Source organism: Streptococcus sp. cx1 (assembly GCF_052384325.1).
Taxonomy (GTDB): domain Bacteria; phylum Bacillota; class Bacilli; order Lactobacillales; family Streptococcaceae; genus Streptococcus; species Streptococcus salivarius_G.
Genome location: NZ_JBQSUN010000001.1, coordinates 754,695 through 769,698, shown reverse-complemented (window position 1 = coordinate 769,698; position 15,004 = coordinate 754,695). Strand labels below are relative to the sequence as shown.

At 40.8% G+C, this 15,004-nt stretch carries 13 protein-coding genes and 4 pseudogenes; 8 read left to right on the top strand and 9 right to left on the bottom strand.

The features are described 5' to 3' along the window. Positions 1-20: 20 nt before the first annotated feature. The 3 genes and pseudogenes from ACT170_RS03580 to ACT170_RS03570 form a co-directional block, all read right to left on the bottom strand. Positions 21-251 (bottom strand): annotated as a pseudogene (locus ACT170_RS03580) (IS3 family transposase); the annotation flags it as partial. 231 nt (positions 252-482) lie between these two features. Beyond that, positions 483-3,146 (bottom strand): FtsX-like permease family protein, encoded by a 2,664-nt coding sequence (locus ACT170_RS03575; protein WP_444818039.1) that lies wholly within the window; start codon positions 3,144-3,146, stop codon positions 483-485. 12 nt (positions 3,147-3,158) lie between these two features. After that, positions 3,159-3,860, bottom strand: a complete 702-nt coding sequence (locus tag ACT170_RS03570) for an ABC transporter ATP-binding protein (RefSeq protein ID WP_038676094.1) — start codon at positions 3,858-3,860, stop codon at positions 3,159-3,161. Positions 3,861-4,089: 229 nt separating this feature from the next. Between ACT170_RS03570 and ACT170_RS03565 the strand changes: the two genes are divergently transcribed. The 6 genes from ACT170_RS03565 (at position 4,090) to ACT170_RS03540 (ending at position 8,846) form a co-directional block, all read left to right on the top strand. After that, complete coding sequence (locus ACT170_RS03565; protein ID WP_201036308.1) at positions 4,090-4,635, top strand: TetR/AcrR family transcriptional regulator; 546 nt, start codon at positions 4,090-4,092, stop codon at positions 4,633-4,635. Positions 4,636-4,740: 105 nt separating this feature from the next. Beyond that, the gene (locus ACT170_RS03560) at positions 4,741-5,535 is read left to right on the top strand and encodes a PhzF family phenazine biosynthesis protein (RefSeq protein WP_201036307.1); all 795 of its coding nucleotides are present in this window, start codon (positions 4,741-4,743) and stop codon (positions 5,533-5,535) included. A 318-nt stretch (positions 5,536-5,853) separates the two neighbouring features. Further along, the gene (locus tag ACT170_RS03555; protein WP_002884905.1) at positions 5,854-6,456 is read left to right on the top strand and encodes a membrane protein; all 603 of its coding nucleotides are present in this window, start codon (positions 5,854-5,856) and stop codon (positions 6,454-6,456) included. Next, positions 6,456-7,247 carry an energy-coupling factor transporter transmembrane component T gene (locus ACT170_RS03550; RefSeq protein ID WP_173014509.1) on the top strand — a complete coding sequence of 264 codons (792 nt, stop codon included), beginning with the start codon at positions 6,456-6,458 and terminating at the stop codon, positions 7,245-7,247. Before ACT170_RS03555 ends, ACT170_RS03550 begins: the two co-directional genes overlap by 1 nt. After that, complete coding sequence (locus tag ACT170_RS03545) at positions 7,223-8,059, top strand: ABC transporter ATP-binding protein (protein ID WP_022496220.1); 837 nt, start codon at positions 7,223-7,225, stop codon at positions 8,057-8,059. The genes ACT170_RS03550 and ACT170_RS03545 overlap by 25 nt, the downstream gene beginning before the upstream one ends. Further along, on the top strand, positions 8,046-8,846 hold the full coding sequence (locus ACT170_RS03540) for an energy-coupling factor ABC transporter ATP-binding protein (protein ID WP_247916075.1): 801 nt from the start codon (positions 8,046-8,048) through the stop codon (positions 8,844-8,846). The genes ACT170_RS03545 and ACT170_RS03540 overlap by 14 nt, the downstream gene beginning before the upstream one ends. A 127-nt stretch (positions 8,847-8,973) precedes the next feature. Here the strand turns inward: ACT170_RS03540 and ACT170_RS03535 are convergent. The 5 genes and pseudogenes from ACT170_RS03535 to ACT170_RS03515 form a co-directional block, all read right to left on the bottom strand. After that, positions 8,974-9,608 (bottom strand): annotated as a pseudogene (locus ACT170_RS03535) (transposase); the annotation flags it as partial. Positions 9,609-9,683: 75 nt separating this feature from the next. Further along, positions 9,684-10,718 (bottom strand): sensor histidine kinase, encoded by a 1,035-nt coding sequence (locus ACT170_RS03530; RefSeq protein WP_002884854.1) that lies wholly within the window; start codon positions 10,716-10,718, stop codon positions 9,684-9,686. Then, positions 10,715-11,413 (bottom strand): response regulator transcription factor, encoded by a 699-nt coding sequence (locus ACT170_RS03525; protein ID WP_444818038.1) that lies wholly within the window; start codon positions 11,411-11,413, stop codon positions 10,715-10,717. Before ACT170_RS03525 ends, ACT170_RS03530 begins: the two co-directional genes overlap by 4 nt. 80 nt (positions 11,414-11,493) lie before the next feature. Continuing rightward, positions 11,494-13,134, bottom strand: a complete 1,641-nt coding sequence (locus ACT170_RS03520; RefSeq protein WP_037611629.1) for an SSURE domain-containing protein — start codon at positions 13,132-13,134, stop codon at positions 11,494-11,496. 225 nt (positions 13,135-13,359) lie between these two features. Beyond that, a pseudogene (locus tag ACT170_RS03515) lies at positions 13,360-13,920 on the bottom strand (transposase family protein); the annotation flags it as partial. 215 nt (positions 13,921-14,135) lie between these two features. On the opposite strand from ACT170_RS03515, the gene ACT170_RS03510 reads away from it, so the two are divergent. Then, positions 14,136-14,264, top strand: coding sequence for a hypothetical protein (locus tag ACT170_RS03510; protein ID WP_002884994.1), 129 nt, complete (start codon positions 14,136-14,138; stop codon positions 14,262-14,264). Positions 14,265-14,370: 106 nt separating this feature from the next. Continuing rightward, positions 14,371-14,514: pseudogene (locus ACT170_RS03505) on the top strand (Rrf2 family transcriptional regulator); the annotation flags it as partial. A gap of 142 nt (positions 14,515-14,656) precedes the next feature. Here ACT170_RS03505 and ACT170_RS03500 read toward each other — a convergent pair. Next, entirely contained in the window at positions 14,657-14,989 is a 333-nt protein-coding gene (locus tag ACT170_RS03500) for a glucuronide permease (protein WP_444818037.1), read from the bottom strand. Positions 14,990-15,004: the final 15 nt, after the last annotated feature.

Here is a 15,004-nt window from a genome sequence, read left to right as displayed (position 1 = left end):
CCTAAAGTTAGACAATTTATTTAAGCAAAGGATTTAGTTCTGTATTGCACAGGACTAAGTCCTTTTAGTTTTATCTTAATGCGTTTGTTGTTGTAATAATTAATATAGTCTACAATAGCTTGTTCCAAATGCTCAATTGACTTAAACGTCTTCTCATGACCATAAAACATCTCAGACTTCAGAATGCCAAAGAAGGATTCCATCATGCCGTTATCTGGACTATTGTATTTACATGACATAGATGACTGGAGTATAAGAGTCATCCAAAAGTATGTGCCTCCTTGTTAAATATCAAAAGATTGGTGAAATGAATAGCGAATATCCCTTTTTATTTTACTTAAAATCAGATTTTTGGATGGAAATACCAGATGATAAAGTAAATCATTTAAAAAATAAAAAAGACAAACGCCCAAAATGACGTTTGTCTAGAATAAGGAAGTTATCCTTGTACTTTAGCTCTACTTATTAGCTTAGATCGTATGTTACTCAACAGATTTTAGGGCTTCGAGCATATTGACTTTCTTAAGGTGTTGGTTCACAAAGATACCGAGACCTGTCAGAATGATAATGACAACAAGTGTTGGAATGGCATAGATGAGCCAGCTCAGACCTGGATTGAACATAATATTTTCAGGAGGGATAACCTCTACCATGTATTGATGCAATCCCCAACCAAGTCCGAATCCAACCAAGATACCAATGATAGAGAGATAAATGGTTTCTCGATAGATGTAGAGTGTCACTTCTCTATTAAAGAAGCCTAGAACCTTAATGGTTGATAACTCACGGATACGTTCTGCCACATTGATATTTGTCAAATTAAAGAGAACAACTAAAGCAAGAAGAACAGAAATCCCAATCAATACTGCCATAACACGGCTAAGGGAGTTGACGATGGTCTTGATTTGTGCCTTTAGAGTAGTATTTTGAACAACCCCTTTGACACCATCAAGCTCCATAAATTGACTGGCTGTTTGCTCAACGTTTTTGTCTGAGTGATTCTTCAGTGTTAGAATAGTAGCGTTTTGGCTCGCCTCTTTACCAAAAGCATTTCTGTAAGTAGTTTCATTCATAAAGATGAAGTGGCCCATATACATTTCAGAAATACCAGCAACTTTGAGTTTGATATCCTTGTCTTGACTATTTTGAACGGTTAACTCATCTCCTACAGAAACGCCAGCTAGGTCTGCCAATTTCTCAGAAATAATAATCCCTTTGTCGGTCAATTCGAGTTTTTGACCAGTTTCACGATTATTGAGCTTGATGTAATGTTGTAGAGTTTCTTGATCCTTGTCTTTGACCACAAGGGTTGTGATATCTTGATGATCGTTATTAGTTCCTGCCTCTTTTGAAAGCATTTCGTAATGAATAGAAAGATGTTCCTTGACCTTGCTATCGTTAATTAATTTTTGGATATTTTCCTTTTCCTGCTCATCCAGATGATCCTTGTTTGCGACAATCATATCATAGCGAATGATGTTAGGGAATTGGCGTGTGTTAAGGTCTCCAATAGAAGAACGAATACCGAGTCCAGCAAAGAGAAGTGCGATGGAACCGCAGACACCAAAAATAGTCATGAACATCCGTTGCTTGTAGCGGAAAATATTACGGGCAGTGACTTTTTGTGTAAAGTTCATCCGGTTCCAAAGTGGGGTGATGCGCTCCAGAAGAATCTTAGAACCAGATGTTGGAGGTTTTGGAAGAAGAAGTTGGGCTGGCTTTTCTCCTAATTCGCGCTTGGCTACCATGAAAGCAGGAAGAACTGTGGACAAAAGACCAAGTACAATAGCTAGAAGAGTCTTAAACGGATAAAAGTGTAACTCAATCGGTGCGAGGAGGATTCGCTCTTTATAACTATTGTATATGATAGTTGGAAGGAGAATGTGACCTGCAGCAACCCCAATAGCAGTACCAATCATACTTGTCACAAATCCATAAATAATAAATTTACGGATGATGTCCTTGTTTTGGTAACCGAGAGCTTTGAATGTCCCTGCCTTAATCCGTTCTTCTTCGACGAAGCGTCCCATTGTTACAAAGGTAACCAAGGCAGCAATAAAGTAGAGGATAACAGGGAAGATATTACTGAGGTTCTGAAAAACAGAAGCGTTGGTCTCATATGAAACGTACCCTTCTGACCAACGAGCTTCACGACGTGTGTAGACATCGTAGCTTGGTTCAGCAATGCTATCGAGTTTTTCTTGAGCTTCCTTTATTTGCTCCTTCTTTTCAGCGATTTCATCTTGTGCTTGTGTCAATTGTCCCTGGACAAGAGGATTCTTATCCTGACCGCTCGCTTTTGCTTGTTCTAGTTTCTTGTTAAGTTCAGTCTCTGCCGTTTGAAGTTGACTTGTTTGTTGGTCAATCTCAGCCTGTGGATCAGCTTTTAATTCTTTCAAACGGTTAGCAGGCTGATCTTTCACTAATTTTTCGAGCTCATCCTCGTGTTTGGAAACCTTGTCAGTGTAATCCTGGGTATAGGGGTTAACAGTACGGACGTCTTTGTAAGCTAAGCGTGCAATCATGTAGACATCGGAATCAAAACTAGATTCAGGAACAACCGCATAACCTTTGAGTTCCCCACTACCAGCTGTCGATGAACCGAGATCAACACTTGATAAGATTTCAGATGACTGAACAAAGCCAGTGATGGTAAAGGTGTGTTCTTTTAAGACATCCTTACCATTGTCACCTTCTTTTTCAGAAAACGAGATCTTGTCACCAATTTTATATTTGTCTTGATAGACTGAAGAAAGAGCAATTTCACCTTGCTTACTTGGAAGTTTTCCTTTTACAACCTCATAAGTTGAGATATCTTTTGGTTTTGAAAATAATCGAAAGGCATCAGTGGAATCTTTCAGAACTTCATCTTTAAAGTAACCGTACTCAATGTTTGCCTCTGATGAGACTTGATTTAAGAGGTCTTGATCTGACTGGTTCAGTCCATAGCTACCAGTAACTGTGAGGTCAGCTGTTTGGTGTTTAGTAAAATAGCTTGTTCCCGTGTGTTGCATATCAGGTGTCGTCACCTTTAGACCCACAAGAGCGAAAGAACCCAAGGCCATAAGTGAAGCAATAGAAACCACCCGTCCTTTAGAACTAGAGAAAGACTTTCTGACATCTTTCCAATAAGTTTTACGATTCATGAGACATCCTTTCTAGTACTCGAGGCTATCAATATCTTGTGGAGTTGCATTGAGTTCAATACTTTGAACACGCGCATCATGCATACGAATCACACGATCTGCAATCGGTGCAAGCGCCCCATTGTGAGTGACAATAATAACAGTAGCTCCTTCATTGCGAGCCTTATCTTGGAGAATCTTCAAGACCTGTTTTCCAGTATTGTAATCCAGGGCTCCTGTAGGTTCGTCACAGAGGAGAATTTTAGGATTTTTTGCGACGGCGCGAGCAATAGCTACTCGTTGTTGTTCACCACCAGACAATTGTGCAGGAAAGTTGTTGATGCGTTTTCCTAGACCAACATCAATCAAAGTTTGTTCCGCATCTTTAGCATCCGCGACAATTTCAGAAGCCAACTCTACATTTTCTTTGGCCGTTAAGTTTGAGACCAAGTTATAGAATTGAAAGACGAATCCGACATCGTTTCTGCGATAAGCTGTTAATTGTTTCGCATTATAATTGGAGATGTCTTTCCCATCGATAATGACTTTTCCTTCATCGTTGGTATCCATACCACCAAGAATATTGAGAACAGTTGATTTTCCTGCGCCTGAAGAACCGAGTATAATCACTAACTCCCCTTTTTCAATCTCGAATGTGATATCATTGTTTGCGATGATTTCCACATCACCTGTTTTATAACGTTTGTAACTATGTTTCATTTCAATATAAGCCATGTGTATTTGTCTCCTTTAAAAATTATCAGCTGCTAAAACGACAACCTGTTGAATAATTACGAAGGTTATTTTATGTTTTTTTTTATACGATTGCTACAACAAAAAACAACAATGTGTTGAAATAAGGATACGAAAATGGTATTAATAAATGAAAATCCTTGATGATGGTTGACAATTACAAAAATCAAGATATACTTTAATCAACAATATGTAGAAACAAGGGGTTTGTATGCAGCAGAGACAAACGACAACTAAGTCAGATATTAAAGAAGCCTTCATTCAGCTTTTGGCTACAACAAGTTTAGAGGATATTACGATTAGTCAGTTAACTAAAAAAGCGGGTGTTAACCGCTCGACATTTTATCTGCACTACCTAGATAAACAGGATTTTTTAGAGCAGTTAAAGGAAGAAACCTTGACGACGGTTCGTATGATTTTAAGGAAAGAAACCTTTCATCCCAAAGAAGCGTTGCAATCCATCTTGTCTCATTTTCAAGAGAACAGTGCTTTTTTTGTTGAAATTGCAAAAAATCCAAGCTTTCGTTTTGCAGACAACATTCGTTCTTTTATTTTGGGAATGATTGAGTCAACACCACGTTCTCGACCAGTCATTGTGGCAGCTTATCAAATGCCAGAGCGCTATGCTATTACCATGTATGTTTCTGGTTTGACAGGACTTATTGTCGACTGGATTATCAATGGGACTCAAGAAAGCCCACAACAATTGACCAAAATTATACTAGGTTCTCCAGGAATGGAGTGGTTTCAGGGGTAAGGTGTAGATGGACAAGAAATAATTTAATTTGATACTTTACTAAATTTTCTACACTCACTTGTAGTTTTAAAACAAGGTTAACAATTTAAGGAGCTGAACTTATCAATGAATCAATATACCATCCAACAATTTATCGTCGATGCTTTTACAGATACCGTTTTTAAAGGCAACCCGGCTGCTGTTTGCCTTTTGGATAAATGGCTGTCAGATGATACCTTACAGAATATCGCTAAAGAAAATAATCTTTCTGAGACAGCTTTTACGGTTAAAAATGATAATCACTACGAATTACGTTGGTTTACTCCCGGTGGAGAAATCGATTTGTGCGGTCATGCCACCTTGGCAACGGCTTTTGTTCTTTTTAGATTTTTTGAAAAGAATGCTGAAAGTCTAACTTTTGCTACACAGAGTGGGGAACTTTTAGTTACCCAAAAAGATGAGTACTATGAGATGAATTTTCCAGCATACTCCATGCACCAAGTTGCAGTCACAAGTGAGATGGAAGAAGCAATCGGGGTCCGTCCACTTGAAGCATGGCTTGGAAGAGATCTAGTTTGTATCTTGCCACATGAAAATGATGTCATCAATGCAAGTCCAGATTTTGATAAAGTAAAAGCTTTAGATGGGCTCCTCCTGAATATCACTGTAAAAGGAAGCGAGTATGATACTGTGACTCGAAGTTTTGCCCCAAAATTATCAGTCAAGGAAGATCCAGTCTGTGGCTCAGGACACTGTCATGTCATTCCTTTGTGGGCTAATAAGTTGGCACAAGCAGAATTTAGGGCTTACCAAGCCTCTGAAAGGAGTGGCATCCTCCTTTGTCGTATAGAGGGTGATAGGATTTACCTTGCAGGAAAGGCTGCCCTATATAGTCGAGGAGAAATTTATGTCATGGACTAAATTTCTGTCGATTACGAAAACGTAGAAGTATTAGTGACAGTAATGAAAACAAAATCCCAGTCGAAAGATGTCTAGCTCAGCTAGGCATTTTAAATTTCACAACATTTTTTAAAGAATTTTCAGAAAAGACTTGACAATTTTGAAAATAAGCGTATGATAAGATTATGAACTTTTAAAAATAGTAATTTTACTATATTAACTCATGTCGACTACGGATGGTATGGTAAAGTGACTATATGGTTCTAATAACTATTCTATAGAGCGTTGCGTCCGAAAGTCATTCCTGACACGGCTCTTTAAAAACAAAAGGAGAAGATTATGAAAACAGAACCGATTCATCGTACCAGTATGTGGAAATTTAAGTTAAGTGCTGCCACCATGACTTTGATTCCCGCTGCCGTGGGGATTAACTATGTTGCCAAAGCCTTGGCGGAGGGGTTAAAGTTGCCCGTTTGGCTGGGGTCTTTGGGAACCTTTCTTGCCAGCATGTTGGCTGGGCCGGTTGCCGGTGCCATCAGTGGTTTCATCAACAACGTGATCTATGGGCTGACCTTATCGCCAATTTCAACCGTGTATGCGATTACCAGCATCGGAATTGGGATTGCTGTCGGAGTTTTGCACGCCAATGGGTGGTTCTCGTCAGCGCGACGAGTATTTGTTTCTGCTATTATTATTGCCTTCGTTTCAGCTGTCATTTCAACGCCACTCAACGTCATCTTTTGGGGTGGTCAGACCGGTATCGCTTGGGGTGACTCATTGTTTGCGGTAATGGTCGCCAATCATGCACCAGTGTGGCTGGCCTCATTTACCGATGAGTTTGTCTTGGATATTTTGGATAAAGTCTGCGTGGCCTACCTCGCATTCTTCATCTATCGTCAGCTGCCGAAGCGGATGGTGCACTTCTTTAGCGGTGATAAATGATGACTGATCAAACATTGATTTCTGGAGCGCCACGGGTCAAGCTCAAGTGGTACCAGGTGATCGATCCGATTACTAAGCTCTTGTTCATCTTGGACATGACGTTGTTGAGCTTTACCAGTATGAATTTATTGCTTCAGGCCGGATTAATTCTTGTCGCAACACTGCTATTGTTATTTTCCAAATTGAGTTCTACCATCTTTAAGGCGCTGGGATTCAGCCTGTTTCTGATTTGCACCATGCTGATCATCCAAGGGTTATTTTACAGTCGGAATCAAACTGTGCTGTTTTCTGTGCTTGGTGTGTCGTTCTACAAAGAAGGCCTGATTTACGCCACCACTCTGGGTTGTCGAGTATTGGTGATTATTTTGACCAGTGGCTTTTTTATGGTGACCACGAGTATTTCAGAAAACGCGGCCTATTTGGAACTGTCCGGATTGTCTTATAAAACCGTCTACGTTCTGATGTCGGTGTGTTATATTTTACCGGAAATGATGCGCAATATGCGGAAAATCCAGCAGGCACAAAAAGTTCGCGGAACCAATCCGCAAAAAACGTTGATTCAGAAATTAAAGTCAGTCCTGCCGGTTCTAATTCCATTGGTGATTAAGACCTTGGATCAATCGATGGCGCGGTCGATTTCTCTCCAACTGAGAGGTTTTGATAATCTCAACCGGACTGTCAGAACCTCCCAACGCGTGTATCGCCTGTCGCGGACGCTGCACATTGGTCTGACTGGATTGGCAATTTTATTGATTGGGTGGAAGATATGGACGAAGATAAACGGATTGTAATTGAAAATTTGACTACCCGTTATCCGGGTACTGAGCAACCACAACTGCGTCAGATTAACGCGGAGGTTCATACCGGCCAGGTGGTTGGGATTATCGGGAATAGCCACTCCGGCAAATCGACTTTGTGCCATGTGCTAGCAGGGGTCATTCCCAAAATTATGTCTGCTGAGATTGAGGGCGACTGGCACATGTTTGGCCAGCGAGTGTCCGACAATTGGCCCGTTTATAATGCCATGAATGGAGTTGTACTGCAAAATCCAGCTGGCCAACTAAGCGGGTTGGCAGACACGGTTGCCGATGAAATCGCCTTTGACTTGATTAATCAGGGAATGGCTGAAGGACTGATTCAAAAACGGGTTGAAGAAGTTGCCACGCAAATGGGGCTGATTGAACAGCTGAATTTGCGTCCCGAGAGCCTTTCCGGTGGTCAGAGCCAGCGGTTGGCAATTGCCACGGCGATTGCGGCTAACCCGGCTGTTTTGATTATGGATGATCCGACCAGTCAGATGGATCCCCTTGGCCGCCGACAATTTTTCCAATGGCTGGCCCAAGTCAAAGAGACGACTGTCTTCATTGTCACCAGTGAAATTGACGATTTGTGCGAAGTCGCCGACGTTGTGTGGGTGCTGCACGAGGGTCAAATGGTAGCCCAGGGCAGGCCGGGTGAGGTGTTTAATCATTTGGCAGCTGACTGGCAGATTCCAGCCCCGACAATCCAGCAACTTGCTCAAAAAATGGATTGGCACTTGGCTGATGGCCGGTATCCGGTGAATTACGCTGATCTGAAGGAGGTTCGTTATGTCCACAATTGAACTGAACAACCTGACGTTCACTTATCCGGAACGGTCCTTTAGTTTGGATGTTGAAGACAAACACTTCGCCGATCCGATGGTGGCGATTGTCGGCCAAAATGGTGCCGGCAAATCAACGCTCTTCAAATTGTTGACGGGCTTGCTGACACCACAAACCGGTGTGATTAAGATCGATGGAGAAAATTTTAATGATCTTAAACCAGTTGAAAAGTTACTGAAGGTTGGGATTACTTTTCAGAATCCTGACGATCAGCTTTTCAACCCGACCGTTCAACGAGAGGTGGAGTGGAGTGTCGCGCAGGTCATGGATGACCACGACACGATTACGAGGCGGGCTTTAGCGGCTCTAAAAAGAGTTGGCTTGGATGATAAAACAGCTGAAAGTCCATATGACCTGTCATTGTCGGAACGCAAGCTGTTGAGCGTTGCCACAGTTTTGGCAGTGGATCCGGCGATTTATTTATTTGATGAGCCGATGATGTCGCTTGATTGGGAAAGCCGGCGCAAGTTGACCGAAATTTTCCATCAGTTGGCTGATTCGGGCCACCAAGTTGTGACCATCACCCATGACATGGATTGGGTCGCCGCCGAGTTTGAGTCGGTGTATGTTATGGAACACGGGAAGTTTGGCTTCGCCGGCAGTCCACGGGAATTGTTCAGCAATCACGAACTTGTCCAGCGAGTGGGATTACTACCACCGCGGATTATGGACATAGCGGAGTCGATGGGTGATTCACAGACATATTTATCGGTTGATGATTATTGCCAGAAAAATCGAGATGTATAGAAAAAGTCACCTCTGCGGGTTTTCCAGGTTGAAGGATTAACTTCAGCTTCTGGCAAGAACTCACATGGGTGACTTTTGTGTTTAATAGGCTCTATGTCAACTGTAGTGGGTGACGAAAAGCTAACATCTAGAGAGGACCAGATAGGTCTTCTCTTTTTTATGTTCAGAGTGATGAAGACACGCTTCCTAAAGTTAATAAAGTTTCTAAAACCGAAGCCCAAGCGTTTTATGTCTTTGATCAACTTATTAGTCGCTTCAAGTTTTGCGTTTGAATAGTGTGTTTCTAGTGAGTTTTTGATGTATTGTTTGTGTCTAAGAAAAGTCCTAAAGACAGTTTGAAAATAATGATTGACGACGTTTAAGTTTTCTTGAATGAGTTCAAAAAACTCATCTGCTCTTTTCTCCTGAAAGTGAAAAAGCAAAAGAGTCGGTTAGCTCTTCTGAAAAGTCTAGTGTCTTCTCAATGACTTCATGTGGACTAAAGGTTTGACGGAAAGTCTTTGAATAAAAAGAGTTGAGAGATAGTTTACGGCTGTCCTTTTGAAAGAGTCTCCAGTGATTTTTCAAGGCTCGATAGGGTAGTGACTTCTTATCAAACTGGTTCATAATCGCAATTCTTTTCTTTAAAAAGGCTCGACTAAGGTGCTGGATAATGTGGAAACGATCAAGAACGATTTTAGCGTTTGGAAAAAGCCTTTTGGCAAGTGGAATATAAGCCCCAGACATATCCATAGTGATAAACTGCACCTGTTGACGAGCTTCATGCTTTCCTGCTGCAATTTCACACAAAGGCTATTGCACCATGAAAAGCTAGATTTGTAAAGGGATTTTACGGTTTTATTTCAAACTAAGGCTGAATGTAAACTTGCTTCCTAAGCCATACTGACTTTCTACTGTAATTTCGCCACCAAGCTGATAGGCTAGTTCTCGTGCAATCGCAAGACCTAAGCCATGCCCACCTGTTTTCATATTACGCGAAGTTTCTACACGATAAAGTCGTTTAAAGATCTTTTCCAAATATTCAGGAAGGATCCCCTGACCCTCGTCTTTCACACTGATTGTCAGCTCTTGTTCTGTTAATTGGGCAAGAACCTCGATTCTGGTTCCTGGTTCTGAATATTTAAAGGCATTGTTTAACAAATTGACCAGAATGCGAGAAAGTTTGTCAGAATGGCTCTTGATTTTCGCCGACTCAGGTGACACTTGAATGTAAACATCTCGCTCTTCTTGTTCAATCTGGAGCTGGAATTCACTCATTGACTCAATCAACAGCTGATCTAAAAAGATCTCTTCGACTTCTTCATCAGCAGTATCTTGAGGTTGTGTATTAAGAGTCAAAACATCCAATTCCTCCACTAGCTTGTTTAGACGATCAGTTTGCCGACCAATCGTGGATAAGTAGTGGAGCCACTCCTCTTCCTTAATCACTCCATCTAGAATTCCCTCCACAGTAACCTGAATGGAGGTAATGGGAGTTTTAATATCGTGAGAGAGCTGCGCAATCATCATTCTCTTTTCTTGCTCGCTCTCATCAAGTGATTGAAAGGTAGCCTGCAATTTGTGGGACATGTCATTAAAAGCCTGGTCCAGCTCTTGAAATTCTAATGGGCCTTTGGTTTCAATTTCTGTGCTGAAATCCTTGCTTGCTATATTCTGAGCTTGTTTTTTCAAATGTTTCAGAGAGGAAAAAACAGGTGACAAAAGAAAGATGCTCACTGCAGCGCCAATGAAACTAGCAATCAAGGTCATTCCAACTAGAAAGTAAACTTCACTTTTATCAATCAACATTCGTTGGACTGCCCAGAAAACGACCAAAATAGTTAGTATAGTAGACACTAGATAACCCACTAAAATATAGTTTTTTAATTTCATTTTCTACCTTTTGGTTTTTCCATCTTATAGCCCAAACCCCAGACAGTTTTGATAGCAGGAGCATTTGAATTCGTATACTTGGTCAATTTTTGCCTCAAAGCATGAATATGAACATTGAGTGTATTGGTATCATCCACATAGTCCTCTTGCCATACCTTCTCGTAAAGTTCCGTCTTTGAAAAGACTCTCTCAGGATTGCTGGCCAATACCCATAGAAGTTCAAAGGATTTTACTGTCAATTCCAAAGGTTGCTCCCCAAGGCGGACCTCATGAGTCACATGGTTGATTACCAAGTCACCAAACTCGATCTGTTCTGTCTCTCCCCCACGGCTAAGGCGACGCAAGATATTATTCACTCTTAAAACTAATTCGCGTGGGCTAAAGGGTTTGACTATAAAATCATCTGCCCCCAAACTTAATCCATAAATCTTATCCTGTTCGCTTGTCTTAGCAGTTGTAAAGAGGAAGGGTTGATTCGGGGCGATATACTGAACTTCACTGATAAAATCATAACCGTCCATATTGGGCATCATGATATCTGTGATAATAAGGTCGATAGATTTTTTTCTAAAAAGCTCTAATCCCTCTTTACCATCATGGGCGACTAAACCGTCATAACCAGCCTGTATAAGATAGCGGTTTTGAATATCTAGAATATTTATCTCATCATCAACCAGCAAAATTGTCTTTTTCATTTGACACTCCTTCGATAAAAACAGTGTTACACTTGCTTTAGTATAACACTGTTTTCTCTAATGTTTAAGTGATTTGAATCTTAATCTTCTCGTTTGGTTGTCAAACCCAAAAGTCCAACAAGCCCTGCCAAGGTTAGACCAAAGATACCAAGGCCAGCTGTAGCTGTTTTAGCTTCCCCAGTATTTGGTAGCATCGCTTTATCATCTTTTTTCATCATATTAGCCATTGGGCTAGAAGCTGGTTGATCTACTTTCATATCTGACATATAATGATTTGTACCCATCATACCCTCAGTCGTACCTGTAGAGCCTGTTTCAGAAGGCTTCGTATTCATCTGACCTTGTTGAGATGGTATTGTCGCCATTTCTTTTCCACGAAGCTGAATCGTTACTTGACGAGTAGCAATCAGATTGGTCAAATCAGGTTTGCCGTCTTTAGCGCCATAGACTTTAACAGTAGCTAGATACGTATGGGTTCCGTTAGCTCGAACTTGCTCCAGCAAGGCCTGACCATCTTTGCCAACCGTATTGCCATTCAAATCCACTTCGTAGAAATATTGGCCTTTAGCCAAGCCTTCAAGTGGCAATAAAGCAGGATTTTTATCCATTCCATTGTCTGACCAAGGGGCCTTGTCAGATGATTTCAAGATAAGGCGAGTCAACATCCCATCTCCACCAAAAGCTTCGTATGGTATAACTTGGTTGACTCCGGCCAAGAAAGGTCCAGGAACCTTAGCCTTATCAAGGTAGCTAGCCGGAACATCAATCATGTCTTTGACATTGTTAACAATAGACTCTTTAATCTGAGTTGGAGTGGTTGAAGCGTTCAAATTAACAGTCAAATCTTTAGTCGCTACAAGATTTGTTAAGTCAGGTTTGCCATCTTTAGCTCCGTACACTTTAATAGTAGCTTTATAACTTTGAGTACCATTTTGTTTCAAGAGGTCAAGAAGCTCTTTATCTGATTTTCCTTGGGTATCTGCCAAGTCTACTTCATAGAAGTAGAGGCCTTTGCCCAATTTCTCTACTGGTGGAAGGACAGGATTTTTAGCCGAACCGTTGTCTGACCATGGAGCCTTGTCTGATGCTTTCAAGATAAGGCGAGTTAACATACCGTCACCAGCGAAGAATTCATATGGAATGACTTGGTTAACACCGGCTGTGAATGGACCAGGGAAATTGGCCTTGTCCAAGTATGTAGCTGGAACATCAACCGTATCTTTAGTGTTGTCGGCTACACCTTTTTGTACTTCAGCTGGGGTGGTTGCTGGTTGAGCTTCACTTGCATCACGGTCTTGTCCAGAGACGGCAGGCGCAGGATTTGTCGCAGGTTCAACCACATCTTCTGTTTCTTTCTTAGATTCTGATTTTGCTTGCACTTCTTCTTTTGGTGCTACTACTTGGTCTTCAGCAGTCACATCCGATTTTTCTGGAGAGCTTGTAGTATCCAAGCTTGCTTTAGGTGCTGAGTTTACCTGTTCTGAAGGAAGAGCTGTATCGACTGCTTCTTTGAGAAGTTCAGCTGGTAAGTCGCTCTTTTCACTCACCGAAGCAGCGTCTGGTACGACTTGAGCAGGGGTCGGATTGACGACATCGGCACTTGCATAACTTGGTTGCCCAACTAGGACAAAGAAACCACTAGCCACAACAACTGAGGCAACACCGACACTGAGACGGCGAATAGACCAACGAGTATATCTTTGATTTTGATTGAATTTCATAGGATTCTCCTTAGAGTTTTTCTTTATTTGATGGCTCTAGTATAATATCCTAAAATAAAAAAGGCTTAAGTAAAAGTTAAATTTTTCCTTAAATCCCTCTTAAAAATACTTATATTGATTCATTAATCATTGGGGAAGAAAGCAGCCCTTCCTCTCCAACTCACTCAGCTCTGTTAGAGTATCCAAATGTTAGTTATTAATCACCGCCATGATATAGGTATCTGCCTGTAAGAGGTCATAGTGCTTTCTAAGTTCTTGAGAGTATGAAAGCAGCTTTTCTAAAATCTCTTTATTGGTCAAGTGTGAGCGAAAAGTCGGGCGATAAAAACGTCTATCGCTGAGTTTACTACTATCCTGTTGAATGAGTTTCCAGTTACGAATGACTGTCGAAGTAGAGACAGATAGACTGTCTGCGATAGCCGTCATAGGGACTTTCTCGATTAATTTTTGAGTGATTTTCTGGTTGACGATGGTCGCGATTTGGTGATTCTTTTTGACTAAGGAAGTCTCTGAGACAGCCATTTTCCCGCAGACTTTACAACGGAAACGACGTTTTCTTAATCGAATGAGTATCTTATAGCCTGCACACTCTAGGTAGGGGATTTTAGATTCTTTTTGGAAGTCATATTTAGCCATTTGTCCTAAGCAGCGAGGGCACATAGGTGCAGGATAATCATCTAGCTTATCGATGACTTCTTTATGTGTTCCAGCATCAAAATAATCAAAAATCTTGATGTTCTTGTCTTTAATTACGAGTAAGTTTGTGATAAAATTTAATTGTTCCATAAGATTCTTTCTAATGATGGTTTGGTCACTTTTCATTATAGGTCTTATGGGACTTTTTTTCTACAACAAAATAGGCTCCATAATTCCTATGGTGGTTTTACCCACTACAGAAATTATAGAGCCTTTTATTGCAGTTTACAAAGACTTTTTAAGGATTTTAATTGCATTTTCTTCAGTCTTACTTGTATAATGAATAAAAAAGTAAAAATAGTATTATGAAAAAGAAATGGAAGGTAGAGGCCAATTTCTCCAGCAGTGCAACGATTTCTTATATGCATGGAAGAGAAGTTTTCTGGATTGCTAAAGACAACGCCTTGATACTTCGTCAGCTTTTGGTACAATAGTACAAATTTACAAGAGGTGATTTATGATTTAGCAACACACGATTCCCATTTTAGAGTTTGACAACAAGTCACATGGCCTGATCATTTAAAAAAAGTGAAGTAAGGAAGTCTTGCTTTACATATCCTAATGATGATTAGTAAGAGCAAGGAGTCATTGCGTTCTAAAGCACTAGCAACTAGCCTTGGCACCAATGCTAGTCACATTCGAAAGGTAATCGCTTTTTTGAAAAATGCAGTTTTGATTCGTTCCTAGCAAGAAAAAACAGTCCTCACTTTTAAAAAATAGAAAATAGGGGAGTTAAAAAGGATATAAACTGTAAAAGGTATAGCATTTTGGATGATGTATAGAATAATAAAAGAGCTCAAGTTTTTTCTGAAAACTTGAGCTTTTCTTATAACAAGGCTAACAAGATGGTAAGGACCAGAGCGATGCCCACCCGAATCAGGTGGTGGACTGGGTGGAAGTTTCCTTTGTGTTTCCCATTCCAATAGGCCCCGTAGCAAATCAAACCACAGCCGATCAGCCAAAGGACTAGAGCGACAATCGGTAAAAAGAAGTAGAGGATGAGAGATAAGGTCGCAAGGCTACTTCCGATGAGGAGAAATGTATTTCCTAGAGTGCGATTCCCTTTTTTAACTTCAGAAAGAGAAGCCAATAAGTGAAGAAGAGCAAAAGCAAGGGCAAAGAAGACTGTAAAAAAGCCGATAAGAATGTGGAAGAACATAGGGTTTCCTTTCTA